This window comes from Methylomonas sp. BW4-1 (assembly GCF_052474385.1).
In genome coordinates this window covers 354,983-372,130 of the sequence record NZ_CP184125.1, presented here as the reverse complement: position 1 = coordinate 372,130, position 17,148 = coordinate 354,983, and the positions used below count along the sequence as shown (strand labels likewise).

12 protein-coding genes are annotated in these 17,148 nt (G+C 46.5%); all 12 read right to left on the bottom strand.

Annotated elements, in window-relative coordinates:
- Positions 1 to 35: 35 nt before the first annotated feature.
- The 12 genes from ACH5Y9_RS01605 to ACH5Y9_RS01550 all read right to left on the bottom strand — a co-directional run bounded on the left by ACH5Y9_RS01605 (position 36) and on the right by ACH5Y9_RS01550 (position 17,136).
- On the bottom strand, positions 36 to 3,482 hold the full coding sequence (locus ACH5Y9_RS01605) for an SbcC/MukB-like Walker B domain-containing protein (RefSeq protein WP_445368277.1): 3,447 nt from the start codon (positions 3,480 to 3,482) through the stop codon (positions 36 to 38).
- A 111-nt stretch (positions 3,483 to 3,593) separates the two neighbouring features.
- A complete protein-coding gene (locus ACH5Y9_RS01600; RefSeq protein ID WP_336643843.1) occupies positions 3,594 to 5,651 on the bottom strand; it encodes a hypothetical protein in 2,058 nt (685 codons plus the stop codon).
- 79 nt (positions 5,652 to 5,730) lie between these two features.
- Positions 5,731 to 6,204 (bottom strand): pilin, encoded by a 474-nt coding sequence (locus tag ACH5Y9_RS01595; protein WP_051669704.1) that lies wholly within the window; start codon positions 6,202 to 6,204, stop codon positions 5,731 to 5,733.
- A gap of 259 nt (positions 6,205 to 6,463) precedes the next feature.
- Entirely contained in the window at positions 6,464 to 8,227 is a 1,764-nt protein-coding gene (locus ACH5Y9_RS01590; RefSeq protein WP_445368276.1) for an asparagine synthetase B family protein, read from the bottom strand.
- Positions 8,228 to 8,262: 35 nt separating this feature from the next.
- Positions 8,263 to 9,612, bottom strand: a complete 1,350-nt coding sequence (locus ACH5Y9_RS01585) for a phenylacetate--CoA ligase family protein (RefSeq protein ID WP_445368275.1) — start codon at positions 9,610 to 9,612, stop codon at positions 8,263 to 8,265.
- The gene (locus ACH5Y9_RS01580) at positions 9,609 to 10,724 is read right to left on the bottom strand and encodes a glycosyltransferase (protein WP_445368274.1); all 1,116 of its coding nucleotides are present in this window, start codon (positions 10,722 to 10,724) and stop codon (positions 9,609 to 9,611) included. Before ACH5Y9_RS01580 ends, ACH5Y9_RS01585 begins: the two co-directional genes overlap by 4 nt.
- 79 nt (positions 10,725 to 10,803) lie before the next feature.
- A complete protein-coding gene (locus ACH5Y9_RS01575; RefSeq protein WP_445368273.1) occupies positions 10,804 to 12,021 on the bottom strand; it encodes a TIGR04063 family PEP-CTERM/XrtA system glycosyltransferase in 1,218 nt (405 codons plus the stop codon).
- Positions 12,022 to 12,085: 64 nt separating this feature from the next.
- Positions 12,086 to 13,165 (bottom strand): nucleotidyltransferase domain-containing protein, encoded by a 1,080-nt coding sequence (locus ACH5Y9_RS01570; RefSeq protein WP_445368272.1) that lies wholly within the window; start codon positions 13,163 to 13,165, stop codon positions 12,086 to 12,088.
- A gap of 8 nt (positions 13,166 to 13,173) precedes the next feature.
- The gene (locus ACH5Y9_RS01565; RefSeq protein ID WP_445368271.1) at positions 13,174 to 14,079 is read right to left on the bottom strand and encodes an HprK-related kinase A; all 906 of its coding nucleotides are present in this window, start codon (positions 14,077 to 14,079) and stop codon (positions 13,174 to 13,176) included.
- Positions 14,080 to 14,084: 5 nt separating this feature from the next.
- On the bottom strand, positions 14,085 to 14,354 hold the full coding sequence (locus tag ACH5Y9_RS01560; protein ID WP_445368270.1) for a hypothetical protein: 270 nt from the start codon (positions 14,352 to 14,354) through the stop codon (positions 14,085 to 14,087).
- 3 nt (positions 14,355 to 14,357) lie between these two features.
- A complete protein-coding gene (locus ACH5Y9_RS01555; RefSeq protein ID WP_445368269.1) occupies positions 14,358 to 15,146 on the bottom strand; it encodes a hypothetical protein in 789 nt (262 codons plus the stop codon).
- 106 nt (positions 15,147 to 15,252) lie between these two features.
- Positions 15,253 to 17,136 (bottom strand): XrtA/PEP-CTERM system amidotransferase, encoded by a 1,884-nt coding sequence (locus ACH5Y9_RS01550; protein ID WP_445368268.1) that lies wholly within the window; start codon positions 17,134 to 17,136, stop codon positions 15,253 to 15,255.
- Between the last annotated feature and the right edge of the window lie 12 nt (positions 17,137 to 17,148).

The window sequence follows — 17,148 nt, the reverse complement described above, 5'->3', positions numbered from 1 at the left end:
TTTGTGGTGGAGCGTTCACCTACTCCACCGTCAGATCAAGCAACCATCTTCAACTCGCTCATACCGTTGGCTTTTTTTACCAATTCAATCTGCGTTTTAATGCGCTTTTTTACCCCTTCGACGTGGGAAATTACACCGACCGTTTTCCCTTGAGTCTTCAAGCCTTCTAAGGCACTCATTGCCAAATACAGGGCTTCCGCATCTAAATTACCAAAGCCCTCATCCAGAAACAGTGAATCGATCGCCTTACCGTTGTTGGCAATCTCGGCTAGCGCCAAAGCCAAGGCCAAACTCACCACAAAGCTCTCGCCACCAGACAAGGTTTTCGGCAATCGCCGTAGATTTTTTTGTTTGGTATCTTCAACCTCTAGCGCCAAGCCATTATCACTGGCCAAACTGCGAATATAGTAACGTCCGCTTAGTTTTTCCAAAATCCGGTTGGCTTGCGACAACAAATTATCCACCAACAACTGTTGAATACGCCGCCGGAAACCACCCTGCTCGTCGTTAATCAACTTCATTTCCGCTTCGGCTTGTGCATGTATCACCCTTTGCTCAGCCAAAAGCGCCTGAAGGCTCTGATATTTTTCTTGATAAGCTGACTGTTTATCCAGCTTAGTTTCCAACGTAGCCACTTCTTGTTCGGCAATATCGATTTTCTGGGATAGCTGGCGTTGGATTGCCAAAAGATCGGCTTCGTTTAAATCGGACGGCATAACCGCCAATTCCTTTTGTAAATCGGCTGACAGTTTAGCCAGTTCTTCGTCGATTGCTGCCAATTGCGTATTTTGCTGTTCCAGCTTTTGCTCAATTTCAGCCCGCCTATCGATCAGCTCTAAAGCCGACCGCAAACTATCGACATCAGTAAAAACGCCACCCGCAATTTTATTAGCTAATACTCGCCGCATTGCATCTAGTTCAAGTTGCTGGGTGGCTATTTGCCGCTCCAATTCGACGATGAGTTTTTGCTTCTCCAGGATAACTAGATGCAAACCCAGCGATTCTTCCGTTTGCAAGCTAGTCAAAGCGTCTGCCATCTGCTCCTGATAACTGGCTATTTTTGCCTGACTAGCGTGCAGTCTATCTTGCAAGCTAGCAACTTCCTCCAGCAAGCCCTTCTGACGTAACTCGCGGATTTGGTAATCCTGGCGCCGGGTATTGAGCTTATCGAAGACTATATTTTCTTTGCCTTTTCCAGGTAGCTTCTCACCCAATAAAGCCAACTGCTTTTCCAGTTTATCAACAAGCACCTTTTGTTCCGCCGTACGACTAGCGAAAAGCTGTTCCGATTCGATGTATTCCTGCGGCCGGTTACGCCAAGTGGCATCAAGTTGCTCCACCGACGCCGTTAATTTTTCTACCAATGCCTGCTTGGCTTCTAGCTCGGCCGTCCACTTAGCCACATTACGCTGTAACTGCGCGTGATCATTGACCAGGTTTTTGATTTTCTCCAACTCCTGGGCTTCTGCGTCCCACAAGCGTTTTTGCAAAGACAAATTGTTGATGTCCAACTCTGCACTGACGGCATTTAAACGGTTGCTCAAAACCAACCATTGCGAGCGCATTTGCTGCAATCTTTGCTGCCGAGCTGACAATTGACTACCTTGCTTTTTTGCCACTGCCAACTGCCCGGAGACACTATCGATAGCCGCTTTTAAGGCCTGCATCTTGCCGCGCTGATCGACTAAGGCTTTTTTAGAGTTGGTTTGGATTGGCGGTTTAGAAACATAGGGATGATCTAAGGAGCCACATAAAAAACACGGTTTACCATCAACTAACTTGCCGCGATCACCGCTAAATTTTTTCAGCAATGCCTCATTAAGCACAGCTTGCTCCAAGGCTTTGCCGATATTTTCTTCACGATCCATCTCGTCTCGCAGCGCATCCAGCCTGGCTTGCAAGCGGGTCTCATCGGGCAGTTCCGGCACTTTATTACGAGAGAACCAACTAAAAAAACTTTTTTTGGTAAATTTGGCGTTAACCGCAGCCAGCGAGTGCAGCTCCTGAAAATCATTGACTCGTGCTTGCTGCTCTACCAGTAACTCCTTCAACTCCTCGAAACTTTTACCTTGCGCCAACTCCAGTAGGGTTTTACGTGCAGCTTCAATACGCTCATTCAAATCGGCAACCGCCGTTTTAGTATCGCGCAAAGCAGTCTGGTTTTTTTTCAGCGCCGCAGTCGTGTTTTTAGTCCAATTTGCTTGTGTCTTCTGCTTACCGGCCAGCTCCGCCAATTCTGTCCGGAGATTACGTAACTGCACCACGTCGGGAAAGTCAGACTGCAAACTAGCATCCACCTGATGATCTTGCAACCAGCCGTCTATTTCCGCAAGACTGGCCTTTCTTTCGTCCAATTGTTGTTGCAGCGTCTGCACCAGTTCGGCTTCACGCGGCAACTCAAGCTTCAGATCCCCCACTTTCAATTTCAGCGCGTCAATAGCCTGTTTTTGCTCCTCTACGCTTTTACCATTCAGGCTTGGGACGATTGCGTTACTGACGTCTTCGCCAAGTTGGCGCTGTAGCGCATTCAGCTCCTGACGATAAGCATCCAAGGTCGCCTGACTCTGGACAATCTGTCCCTGCTTACCGTCCAATAAAATTACTTCTTCGCGAAACTGCGTCGCTTGCCGACAATCGGCAATTTTCTGTAAATCGTCTTGTAACAGCTTAATTTGCGCATCAACTTTCTTTGACTGTTCGAGAAGTTGTCTTTGGCGTCCTTCTAGTGAGTGAATGTTTTCGATTGTAAATAGTTGCTGTTGCAACTGTTTTTGTTGGTTTTTTAACTCAGCAACTTGATCCTTGAAATCCTGTAAGTCTTGCTCACCGGCTTGCAAGGCTTCCGGACTGAGTAAAGGAATCAGATCAATATCCTGTTGTAGTTGCGTTAAACGACTGAGCGATGTATGAAAGTTACCTTCAGTCCGCTGCCGATACTCAACATAGATCTGGGTACCGCTGATTTTTTCCAGAATGTCCATGCGCTCGCTATCCAGCGCATTTAGAAAAGCCGCAAAGTCGCCCTGCGGCAAAACCATGGATTTGCTGAATTTATGAAAGTCCATGCCCGTCAACTCGGCAATTTTGGTCCGTACTGTATTTGGTGTCCTGGCGAGTAACTCCGAATCATCGTTTAACTTAGTCAAGCTCATTTCCGGCTGTAAAACCTGATCTTGATTTGCGTCAGCAGGCCGTTTTACCTGCCATGAGGAACGAAACCTCTCGCCATCTAAAGCAAATTCAACCTGTGCGAAGCTATCGTTTGCCTGCTTGGTGATTACATGCTCGGCAGGCTTGTCGAAACGAAAAGTCTCACCGTATAGGCCTAGCGTGATGACATCAAGGATACTGGTCTTGCCGGAACCGTTGGGACCAGTGATAGCAAACACACCGCTGTCGGCGATAGGTCCTTGCTCGAAATCGACTCGGCCTTCGCCTTCCAGTGAATTGATATTTTTGAAGACTATATTGAGTATCCGCATAATCCCAGGCTTTGAGGGCTGTTGGTGGCAATTTGCTCAAACTCGAATAGCATTAAGCTAATGCAAGCAAATCAGATTGAAAATCTATGCGTGTATTTTAGTGAATTTGACCTAGGGATGCTGAATAATATCGGAGGGCGAAATTATGGCTTTTGGAGTCTGAGCGATAGCTTTTTTATAAACAATCGCATCTCTGAGTTTTTGAAATTCCTTCGCATCAAAACCATTTGCCACACCCAGCAATTCAGCTTCACGGATTACATCCTCCGCCTTGTCGTATTCCTTTAACTCGATAAACAAGTAGGCTTTTTCGGCACGGAAATACATTCTATTTGGATCCAGCGCAATAGCTCTATCCATTTCCTCAAATGTGCTTTCTGTTTGCCCCTGAGTGAAATAGACCTTTGCTTTGATAAGATGCATCATCGGTTTATCGGTGAAGTTTGGCTGCATCAACGCAGCGTCTGACCATTCCAAAACATTTGCTGCAATCGTTTTGCATTCATAATCCCCATTGATCAAACAAGTAGCAGCAGTCCGTATCGAATCCATGGTACGCAACGGATGAGACTTATCCGATATTCTATGCAGGACTTCCTTGTGCACCAAATCTCTCAACGTTTCCATATACTTAACATCAAGAACCAAGGGTTCATCGTATCGCACAGGTAACGCAGCGTATTTTTGATCTTTAGCTACACCTTGAAAATTTATCAATCTGTTGAGTTCCATAAACATCTCAATCAAGGTTGACACTTCAAAAATGTTTAGTTTGGAGGCTGTCAGATAATACTGATAGGTTTCTGCGTTGGGACCGCGTTTGAGTTCGAGATTGTTGGCATAAGCGCTATTGGCCCGCACGGAGCCGGGATGATTACGCACCTCAAAGTAACTAAAACTGTCGAGATTTGACCAGATTGCGGCACGGGTATGCGTAGCCAAAGCCAGACTGCCAATGATACAGACATACAATCCATTGAGTAGCCTACTGCTGATTTGCTTCGTTAGTAGCTCGTACAACAAAGCCACTAGCGCTAAAACAATCCCGATACTGGGCAGATAATTGCGATGCTCGTATATCAATTCCAAAGGAAATATAGTGGACTCCATAGCGTGTCCGACAAAAAACCAAAGAACCGCAAAATTCAAAAAACGAGTTTTGTTTTGACAAGTGCTATAGATTGCTACCACTATCAACACTACAATACCGGCAATCGACAGCACTGTACCAAAAGGCTGAAACGGGCCCTTGCTCAAAACAAAATCATCGTGCGCCAAACTGAGCTGGGTATTATCCGGATAGAACAGCAATCCCAGATAGTAAAACAGTATTCTGGCTTCGGACATTAAACGCTCTGCCAGCGTAAATTCGCGCGTCAAATAACCGCCCAGCACATATTCCGGATGAGTCAGCAAGTACGCCAAGCCAAACAATACCGGCAATATGACGGTGACAAGGTAATAGCTGTACACTTTAAAGCGGGACGCTATTGGGATCGGCGGTAACAAGGTTACTTCACTGACAAAAATCAATAGCGGCAAAAGCAACGCATTTTCCTTGGATAAAACCCCTAAGCCTGTACCAAGCACACAGCCCAGCACCATAAACAGCAGGCCAGCAGGCTTTTCTAGCTGTAACCTACCTTTTAAAAACACTAAAAATCCGCTCAACATAAACATGCAGGCCATGCTGTTCATACGCTGGACGACATACAGCACAGAAGTCAGTTGTAACGGGTGTACCGCCCAAATTAGCGCGGAAAGAAAAGCTAGTTTTCGAACAGGAGAATTAGGTGAGGCAATCTGAAACAGTTGGCAACTTAGCAAGAAAACTAAAAAGCTATTGATGACGTGGATCCCAATATTGGCCAACTTGAATGGGACTGGGTCAAATTGCTGTCCCGCGTAAAAATAATTTAGCGCAAAACTTAGACTGGCAAGAGGTCGCTTGGCTGGACCGCTTGTATTGGCACTCCAAGCCGCCGCCAACTCCTGGACAGAGAGTGTGTTAAGCGAAACACCAGCGTTGTCAACGATGTTAGGGTAATCGTCAGCTAAGAAAGGCCCGTGGCTCCCAGGGAAATAAACAATAAATATTGCTATCGCTAGAAGTCCTATAGAAAGGTACAAATGCCAAGATGTTTCCTTCGGGCTTCTCATCAAAATCATAGGAGTAGTTAAGACACATAAAGACGCTTAAAAACAAAAGGGGCCTAAGCCCCTTTTGCAATCCATTTGAATAAAGTTTCTACTGTTTAGGCAGATATTTTTGGGGTAATGAGCTTCCTGCGCCACTAGCCAATACAGCCCACTTCATACCCACACCAACGGTGCAGGTACCCTGAAACGTCATGGTTTGATCAGCATTAACCGATGTACCAATGGTTTTATAGGCAATGGTCACCCTGGCAGTTGAGGGACTAGCTGAGGTAATCTCAACGGACTTAACATAGTTACCGACGATTTGAGCTTTTGGGAGGATGCCAAAATACCCATTCGTTAGTGTTGCCCCACTGACCCACAAACTCTGCTCACTGCAAGATACGCCACCAGCGGTCATAGCAGGAGAGGCCAAACTTGGACCTTCCGATACTTTGGATTTAACGGTGTAATCTTGATATGCCGGAATCGCGATGGCAGCCAAGATACCGATAATGGCTACCACAATCATTAACTCGATCAAGGTAAAACCTTGTTGTACTTTTTGCATTTGCTTATTCATAACCACCTTCTTTTTTATGATGAACGGAACTTAAAACTCTCAGGCTTATTAGCAATTAGAATGCCAATTATCTTTCGAACAAAATAAAACGATAAAATTAAGCTTGTTCCACATACATTTCAAAGCCTTACACAACGCTCTTACAAATAAAATTAGGCAATATTCCTGTAGCCACAACCTTATCAAAAAAGTAGTTTTTGTTCATAACTGACGTTTTTTGTCACCCCTATAAATCGCTAAATAATTCAGGGATGGTTGACTACAAACTCTTACCGACAAACCAAAGCTCCAGCATCATCAACATCCACACTAAATCACCGTAATAGGCGGCATGCACACTTTGATGCATCTCGATAGCATGATCCAAAAAATCCGGTTTAAAAAACTCGCGCCGCTTCAAATCATTTATTGCTCCATAAGCCAGTTGCTTAAGCGGCTGATGGTCCTTCAGCCAAACGCCGAAAGGCAACCCAAAGCCATGCTTGGGCTTGTTGATAATCCGCTCCGGAAGGAAATCCGTCATAGCCTGCTTGTAAAACCAGCGCAGCTTTTGCCCTCGCAACTTGTCATTCGAAGGAATTCGGCAAGACAAGTCGAGAATGCGTCTATCCAACAAGGGGTAGCAGACTTCAACGCCTGCCATTTCGCACATTCTATTGACTTTGACCAAATCGTTATCGTGGAGCGTATTTTTCCAATCCAGATACAACATACGGTTCAAGGTACTAGCAGACTCCGGCCGCCAATAGTCTTCCCTAAACTGGCGTAAGGGCGCAGAAGCATCAATTTCCACTAAAAAATCAGCTTGAAAAATGTCTGCCGCAGCATGCCTATGCAAAAAATTGTAGTCCTGTAAGCGGTCTGGCATCGCTGCGTTCGCTTGATCGATATAGCGTTTTGCCTTAAACAGTAGTTTCTGTTTGGCTATTATATCCGGCAAGTTATTTAATGTTGCTTCGAGGCCAGCGCTGAGGAATTTTGGCAGGCGATGATAACTCTCGAATAACATTTGCTTGGCATAGCGCTCGTTACCCGCAAAAATCTCGTCCCCCCCATCCCCCGCGAGCAAACGGTCAACACCATGATCCTTAGCCAACTTCGCGCAATAATACGCTGCCAAGGCCGACGCATTCCCAAACGGCTCATCGTAGTAAGCCGCTATTGCCGGCACGGCATTAACGGTATCCTCGGGAGTGACGTAATACTGGTGTTGCCGCGTATTGAAACGTTGCACTGCAATATTGGCGTACTCGATTTCATCATAGCCGTCAGCGTCAAAACCCATCGAAAAGGTTTTCGCCTTGCCTGGAAATACCTTAGCTAAGGCTCCCGCAACACTGGAACTATCTAGCCCGCCACTCAGAAACGCACCGGTGTTGTCTTCGGTATCGGCCATACCTCTAACCGCTTCGATCAACTGCTGCTGCAATTCCAGGCCGGCTTGCTGCAAATCGCAGGATTGCTCATGAAATACCGGTAGCCAGTAGCGTTTTAAGCTGATTCGTCCGTTGTGATAAACCAGGCATTGCCCGCCTTCCAGCTTTTTAACCTGCCGATAAATCGTTGTGGGGCTGGGACAATGGTTGAGATAGATGTAATCAAATACCGCTTGCGGCGCAATGCCGTTACTGACCTGAGGATGACGAACTACAAAATCAGCACTTGAGCCAAATATTAGGCCGTCGGCAATTTCTGCGTAATAGATGTTACTGAGACCGATCGGATCGGTAGCCAACATCAGTAGCTGCTGATTGGTATCAATAAGCAGCAAGGTATCAGCTTCCGGCAAACCGACTAAAAAATCGACGCCGCGACTTAAATAGGCATCCAACAAACCCTGTGAGCAACCTAATCGCGAACCGGATTGCGGGGCAAGCAACAACGTCCCATTACGGTCCGCAATATCGGTGGCGGTGTTTGAAAAGGCATAGTTCTGACCATGCCGAACACTAAATGTCGAATCTGCCGCCGTCATTTGCCCCAGCAAGGCGATAGATTCATCTTTCTGGAGACCGCTCCCCATCCATCCCGCAAATTTTGTCATAGTGGTAGGTGTAATTAAGCCTTGACGTGACTGATCACATAACGGAACTTTCCTGAGCGTTCCTTGGGAATGTAATCAGTGTATTCGATCTTGATAGTAACTGCTTGTCCCAAACGTTTTTTAAATTCGTCGATGATTTTTTGTTCGTAAGCAGCTTGATATTTAAGGGTTTTAACAATTTGCACGGTGGTTTTATCCAAACTATCCTGGGTGATTTTAAATGAATCAACACCTTCTAAATCGCGCAGCACATAAATCAATGCCAAGCCATGTAATACCGTTCCATCCTGAGCAACTACAAAGTCGGTGGTTCGACCTTGAATATCCTCCAGTACTGGTAGTCCGCGCCCGCAGGCACAAATTTTATCCGACAATATTCCCATATCGCCGGTACGATACCGAATAAATGGAAAATCTCTGGTCGCCATATGCGTAACCACAATTTCACCGAGCTCCCCATTAGGTAAAAGCTGGCCTTGTTTGTCTACAATCTCGACGACAATGTCTTCAGCGGTAATATGCATACTGCCTTCGGGACACTGATGCGCGATAAAGCCGGCATCACGCCCACCGTAACCATTCGCGACCGGACAAGCAAACACGCTTTCTATTTTTGTCCGCTGGTGATCGTAAAGCCGTTCCGATGTCACGAAAGCCACTTTAATCCCCAAATTATTCAATGCCACGCCCCTCTTCTCAGCATGACTGGCAATATGAGCCAATGCAGAAGGATAACCAAATAACATTTTCGGGCGAATCTGCTGGATTTGTCGAACAAAGCCATCCAACTTTTCCGACGACATTTCGAACGCTGGAATCAGATGCGTACGCAACAATTTATCGCGTAACAGGCGAATTTTATCCTGCGCACCTAGTTCAATTGGAGACCCCCAGATTACAGCTTCCGGATCGCCTATATCGACACCCCACCAACGAGTGGCTCGCCATTTTGCTGCGACATCGTGACTAACTCGGCGGCTACCGATGTAAAAAATCAATGGCTCTCCACTGGAACCGCCAGTGTTGAAACGCGCGAGCCTTAGAGCATCGTCGGCTTTCATTTCATCAAGATGTTGCCTGATTTCCGGCTTACTCAACAACGGTAGCTCGGCTAATTTTTGCACACTATCGATGTTCGCCGGCTCAAACCCCAAGTTAGCGAACAACTGCCTGTAGTAAGGTACATGAATTTGTACGTCTTGCAGATAAGCGCGTAAATGTTGCAATTGCAACTGTCTAATCTCGTCGGGTTTTAGCCACTGACTGCGCTCCATGCCGCTCCTAACCTCGACGGTAGTGTGCTTTTTTAAGGCTTCGTGAAGCGGAAAAATCACCGTTGAACAAAAAGACGTGTAAAAGCTCATGATTCCACCAGTTTTTTAAATTCCGCCAACAAAATATCCACCCGCTTATCCCAAGAGTTATCAGCCGCATACTTTACAATAGCTTGCCGGTCCCATTGCCGCTGCAGAGCATCATCAAGCGCTAACAATAATGCGTCTGCATCCCCAAACGGCACGATAGTGCCCAGCGTTTCATCAGCAACCACCTCGCGATTGCCGCCAACATCGGTGCTAACCACCGGCAAACCGCAAGCCATGGCTTCCAGAAACACGTTTGCCCAACCTTCGTTAGCGGTCGCTAGCACGAATATGTCAGCCGCCGATAAGGGACCATGCAATTGTTCGGCAGGCATCGCCCCCAGAAAACGAACATGCTGACGAAGATTAAGCGTTTCAACCTGCTGCTCCAGGCGATTACGAATATCGCCTTCCGGACTAGCGCCTCCAACGATCAAGTATAGCAATCTCGGATATTTTTCGATTAATGCCGGCAAAATTTCGATCACCCGATGGAAGCCTTTTCTATCAACCAATCCGCCGACCGAAATCAAGACCTGAACGTCTTCAGGAATTTGCCAAGCGTGTCGCGCCTGTTTCTTATCGACAGGAAAAAATTTTGCGGTATCGATACCGTTGCCCACCACCCGTATTTTCCGCGCGTCGGCGCCTAAATTCACTACGTGTCGCTTTAAAGAATCCGATACCGAAAATACTCGGGCGGCATCATTAAGGGCTCTCAACAATCGTTGGCGGCGACTGGGAATGTTAGACAAAGGCACTTCTGTGCCGCGTAAAGTGATGGTGACCGGCACCTTAAACCATTTACCGAGTAACGTGGCAGCATACCCGTCAGGGTATGCGAAGTGTGCATCGATCAAATTAAATGCGAAGCTCTTTTTTAACTGACGACAAATCACCAAACTACACAGCGCCATAAAAAAACCGTCCCAAGAACGTCCGATTCCGGGTATCGACAAAAAGCGCGGAAAATAGACAGAAATACCGTCTTGATTTTCGTACTTATCCGGTTGCGGCCGGTAATTCGGTTTAAACCATTGAATCAGGCTTTGCAGTGGAAACCAAGGCACCGGGGAAATGACAATCAAAGAACAATGATGGGCCACTTTGGACATACGCTCGCGAATAAAAACGCCAGCGTTAGGTCTGACACGGCTGGGATACAAAGAACTGAAAACAATCAGCCTTGGCGAGTTATCTGCCATCGTTACCCGCCATTATCCTGCCGTAAACAGCCTGATAATGACTGACACTTCGCTGCCAATTACGCTCTTCTTCGACATAGCGCCTGCCGGCTCGCCGAACTTGCTCCCATTGATCTTGCTGATCGAGGACCGCCAACACCGCTTGCGCCAAAGCTGCTTTATCTCCAGCTTTGAAGAGATAGCCAGTTTCCCTGTCTCGAATTAACTCATGATGCCCACCAACATCCGACGCCACCAACAATCGGCCTTGCGCCATCGCTTCCAGAGGTTTTAAAGGGGTGACCAAATCCGTTAAGCGCATCGCCAAGCGCGGATAAACAAAGATATCGACCAGATTGTAATAGCGCTGCACTTGATCATGAGCGACACGTCCGGGCAGAATGACCCAATCCTGCAAGCCCAGCGTCTCAATTTTCTGCAAGATTTGTTGCTGTTGCGGCCCTCCGCCCACTAACAACAAGCGCACATCAGGCTGTTGTTGAATAATCGCCGGCAATGCATCCAGCAATAGCAATAACCCCTCATAAGCATAAAAAGAACCGATAAAACCGAGCACAATTTTGCCGTTCAAACCCAACTCTGCTTGCAAATCTGGCTCGGCGGCCTCGCCGTAGGTAAATTTCTCTATATCGACGGCGTTGGGAATCACGGTAATTTTGTCCGCCGCGACTCCGCGCCCGATAATATCCCGGCGCAGACCCTCGCAAATAGTCGTCACCGCATCGGCATGCTTAAAAACATGCGTCTCCAAAGCCTTAGTCAATCGGTAACGTAAACTACCTTCTCGGGTGGTGCCATGATCGACGGCCGCATCTTCCCAAAATGCCCGGCATTCGTAGACCAACGGCAGCCCATATTTCTGAGCTACTTTGAATGCCGCAAGCCCGTTCAACGCGGGCGAATGGGCGTGCAGAATGTCCGGCTTGATCTGCGGAATAATTTCATCCAACCGCTCCGCCAACGACTGTACGATGGTCCACTGATTTAAAACCGGCAATTTCGCTGCCAAACCTTGCGGGATAACAGATCGATAAAAGGTCAGTCCATCAATGGTTTCTACAGGAGCTTCCGCGACTTGATGTTTGGCGGATGTGACGTGAAACGTCTCCCATCCCAGTTTGCGTTGTTGTTCGAGAATCGCACGAGTACGGAAGGTGTATCCGCTGTGCAAAGGAATGGAGTGATCCAGTATATGTAATATCTTCATGTCAAGAACGGGTTAAGGAATGTTCCTATTGGCAACTTGCCTGGTTCGACATGATTGCCATAATTTATGTTTTTTTAGTATTGTCGGCCAGCCGAAACCAAGCCTTTCTGATTAAATGCGGCACTAGTATATGCAAGGGCATTTTTAACCAATGCGAGCGAAGAAACAACAGCCAACGAGCAAAGCCGGTCAGGCTATCCGCGCAGCTACGATGGTGTGGCTTTAGGGCTTGCAAGAAAAGATAGTCCATAACTCGGTTTTTTCCGCGCCCCGCATAGATAGTAGAAGCCTCAATGGCACTATCAGGAATCGGGGTTCCCAATATTTTAGTGGCGTAGCGGAGGGCGTAAAACAAGGGCTTACCCAATCCCAACATTTCTGCTCGATTATGCAGGTTGTCCCAAAAACCCGGATCGTTGCCACTAAACTCGCGGAGAAGCAAATCTATATCGCTCAAATCGCGCAAACCATTTTCAAACTCTCCGCCCCAGAATAAATGGCTGGCGCTATGGAGAACCATATCTTCAGGGGCCAAAACCCAATAATCGGTATCGGTTATCTTGACAGCGGCTTTTAGCAACAACTCGGCATCAGGGTATAAATTACAGGTTTGCGGAAGTATATTGTGGTGAATATCCAGCGAAGTCCCACGCTTGATATGCCTAAGCGGCGGCAATTCATGCATCCACTGCTCGTAATAGCGCTGATCGTAATTATCCATCGGTTCAGGAAGCCATCCATGCCATTTCAACGCATCTTTGACCTGTTTCAACTGAGTCTTCGGCACCAGTATATCAATATCGCTGAATACGCGCCCCAAACCAGCATTCAATCCGGATGCCGAATAAGCGGTGCCCTTCAACAAAATCAACCGAATATTCAAAAGCTTAAAGACCTGCAACAGGTTATGCAGCTCCCAATTGACGATGCGCTTTTGAGACAACCAATAAGTCTCGGCTGAATCGAGGTGATATGCAAAATGCTGTGGCGGGTTGAATAGTAGAAATTTTTTCTGGAAAAATGCCAGTCTGGCCAATACTCCAGCGCTCCTTGCTTGCCTTAACAACAGCTCCCAATCGGAATTCGAGTCAATACTATCTTTCGCCTTGAGCATCAAGTATTCATTCAACAAATCAGGCATCATACGACTCTCTAGCGTACATCATCCAATAATTGCACAAATAAATCAGACGCATGGTTAAAATCGCCATCGTAAATGAAATCATACGCCTGACAGCTGTTTACCAGACCCAACATGGTCTCAAAACCCTGCGCACCTAGTACACTGTAATTGAATGAAAGGTCCGCCAGCCGCATGAACGCCTCAGCCTTTGGCACCGCAGATAAACTCAAGGATGATTCCGCTCGATACTTCGGAAATACAACCAAGCATGGCAGGGCGGTTTGGTCAGCTTTTGACACCGATTCGGAGGGCGGCTTCATCAAACAAACCGATCCTTTCAAAGTATCGTGAACAACTGGACTGAATTGGCAAAATGGAAAAGTATCCGCGATCACCGATATAGATTCGTTTTTCAAACTAACTGGACGCGGCACCGGAGCAACATACCCGGTTGCTCGATTCACCAAAGCTAATTCATCAGATAATAGTCGCCAACCGTTGTTGATTAATGCTGCGCACAATGTGCTCTTACCTGACCCCGGAGCACCAGGTAAAATTAATGCTTTACCGTTTCGTTCCACCACGGCGGCGTGAACAATTAGAAACCGGTGTGAGTAACCGGATATACACCAGTTCAACCCCCATTCAAAGAATGGAAATGCCTGCGCATACGGCAAAGGCTTGAAAGGAATAAATTGATCAAAGGCAAATAGTACCTGTTTGCGAAAGAAACGTCTTACGCCCGCAGGCTGAATTAAGCGGACATAAAAGTCGCAAAAAGTATCTGGGGGTAATATCGGATAGGCAGAGTAAAGCTCAAAGATACCCTGCTGAACTGACGGTATAGCAGAATGAATTCTAATGGAGAAAGGGCCAATCCTGATAACAAACTGCCCAGACGCTATCAAAGATGAAGTGGAATTAGGTCCGCGCAAAATATTTATATATTTTCAACAACTTGAATGCTCTGCAACACGCCTAATATGCTCGCTAAAGATTGCTGATCAACTCTCTGCAGCCCTGCATCAATAGCCATACCTAGCAAGGCTGATTCACTAATCGGTGCTTGAGAATGCATAATTGTCAATAATATTAAGCTCGCCTCCTCATCTAAACGATGAGTTTCTCCACTACCGTGATGAAAAACTATGGCCTGCTTATCAAGCAATGCTATCTGAACAGGAAAACTTGAGGAAAGAGTCCAAGCCACAAATTAAAGAGGAACCAGACTTCTAAGTAACTCCTTAGCCGCTTCAGAATTAGAAACTAACAAACTCCCGTCATAAAAAGTGTTTGCTGAATTAATTCCCAGAAGGTAAAGTTTTTTGATGTCTTCGGCGCTAACATCAGGTATTAACCCTAAAATAGCGTTGAGATAATCAACACTAGCGGCTCCGCGGATGTCCACACTAGGACTATAAAGCAATGTTTCAAAAAACGTGGTTGTAGCCGACGCAGAACCAAATACGGATGAAAAAGTAGTTGCACCATACGTTTCTGTGGTCTTTCCTGAGCTATCTACATTGGTGCTTGTCTTAGGAAAGTTATTGACTATCAGTTGACACATCTTAATTTGGGCAGATGTTGAAGCGTTTACCCAACTATTAGATTTGTAATACTTGTAAGTATAGTTTGTGGTGTTTTTCGGCCACGATTTACTCACCAAAAAAGGATTGATTCTCGCGGTGATCCAGTCGTTGATATTCGGACGGGTGCCAGATTGGGTATTTACGTCAACGGTGTCGACATTACCACTCCAGGCCAATGCTGTATGTCCAGCCCTACAAACCGACATATCCTCGGAATGACTCGACACATTGCCTGATTGCACTCCTGAGATGGTACATTGATAAACACTGCCTAAAGCGGTCTTACTGGTGAGTGTCATTAAAACCGGCGCGATCACACCTGCTTTCGCGAAAGACCTTCTGGATTTATCAAGTGACCTACCAACGTTCTGGGATTCTTCTGCAGTACGTTTGTGTTCATCTATTCTGTTCATCTGGAACCCTCTTAAATTAAACTTTGAATTGGTTCGCACTCTAGCAAAATACCTTGTATCTGTCTATTGCACACAGGTACAGATCCAGAATTTGAAAGTAGATCATTTAACTATTTCGAATAAACGCTTCAAACATCAGCAATGACCAAATTGACGCGCTGTAATCGCGCAGCCCGGACTGATGCTGAGTAACCAAATGATGCAAATAAGCGTCATCGAACCACCCTGTGCTTTTCAGAGTTTCCCCCAGCAATGCCTGCTGCACACGCCCCTTTAATGGCCCTCTAAACCAGTTACTTAATGGCACCGCAAAACCCATTTTGGGACGATAAAGAATATCATTAGGTAGATAAGGTTCCAATGCCTTCTTGAATAGATATTTACCTTCTCGCCCATGCAATTTTAAATTAGGTGGCAAGGTTGCCATCCATTCCACTAACTTGTGATCTAGCAACGGCACCCGAACCTCCAAGGCATGGGCCATACTAGCCCGATCAACCTTAGTCAGAATATCTCCAGCCAAATAAGTTTTCAAATCCAAATATTGCACCATTGACAATGGATGATCAGGGGCTTGCTGACTATACCGACGGAATACTTCAATAGCTTGATAACCCTGCAACTCGCTCTTTAGACTATCGCTAAATAATTGGCTGCGCATGCCGTTGGAGAGCACCGAGACACTGTGAAAATAACCTGCCATCGAATCTCTACCAATAGACTCGAATGTTGTTTTTGCCCTTAATACCTTGGGCGCCCAATCCAGCTTTGGATATACCTTGCCCAAGGCAGAGAACAAAGGCATCCGCAACGCATCAGGCAATAACGCCCTCATCCTCTCTTCATAGGTGTGCCAGCGATAGCGCCTGTAACCAGCCAGATTCTCGTCGCCGCCGTCGCCAGATAACACCACGGTCACCTGCTTCTTGGCCAATTCGCAAACCCGGTAAGTAGGTAACGCAGAACTGTCGGCATAGGGTTCGTCATACAAACCGGACAATTGATCAATCAAACTAAAGTCTTCGGGATCGACTTGTTCGACTCTATGTGCAGTGTGATAGCGGTCCGCAACCTGAGCGGCGAATTGCGCTTCGTTAAATTTAGGATCGCCAAAGGAAATCGAACAAGTATTGACCGGATCTTTGGATAGTCCAGCCATCAATGCCACGACACCACTGGAATCGACGCCGCCAGACAGAAATGCCCCCAATGGCACGTCAGCGACCATTCTAATTTTCACAGCCTCGCGCAAGCGCTCGATTAACTCTTCACCGGCTTCTACTGCGTTGCCCACAGAGGCCGTCTGAAATTTAACATCCCAATATTGTTTAGGTCGAAAACCGTTCTGTCCTCGTTTAATCGTTAAACAATATCCAGGCTCAAGCTTGTAAACACCTTTATATATGGTTTTTGGATCGGGAATATAGCCAAAGCCGAAATAGTCCTCTACCGCAGTAGGGTCAACATTTTTTGGCAGTAAAGGGTGTTGTTTTAATGCTTTCAGTTCGGAACCGAAAATGAACTGACCGTTACTTAATTCAGCATAAAACAGCGGTTTTACGCCGAGACGATCTCTAGCCAAAAATAAGGTCTGCCGCGGCCTATCCCAAATTCCAAATGCAAACATGCCGCGCAAGCGTTCCACGCACAACTCACCCCAAGCCTGCCAAGCATAGAGAATGACTTCTGTATCGCAATGCGTCCTGAAACTAAAGCCCAATGCCTCCAATTCTTCTCGCAATTCCGGAAAATTGTAGACCTCGCCGTTATAAGTCAACACTACATTGCCATCCTGACTATGCATGGGTTGTTGACCGCTGGACAAGTCAATAATAGACAGTCTGCGGTGCCCAAAACCCAAACCAGGCTCGGTATGCAAACCGCCTTCGTCGGGCCCCCGGTGAAACTGGGATTCGTTCATCCGCGACAACAAGTTGCGGTCTATTTCACTAGCACCTGTAATATCGAAAATACCGACTATGCCGCACATATGAGTTCTCTC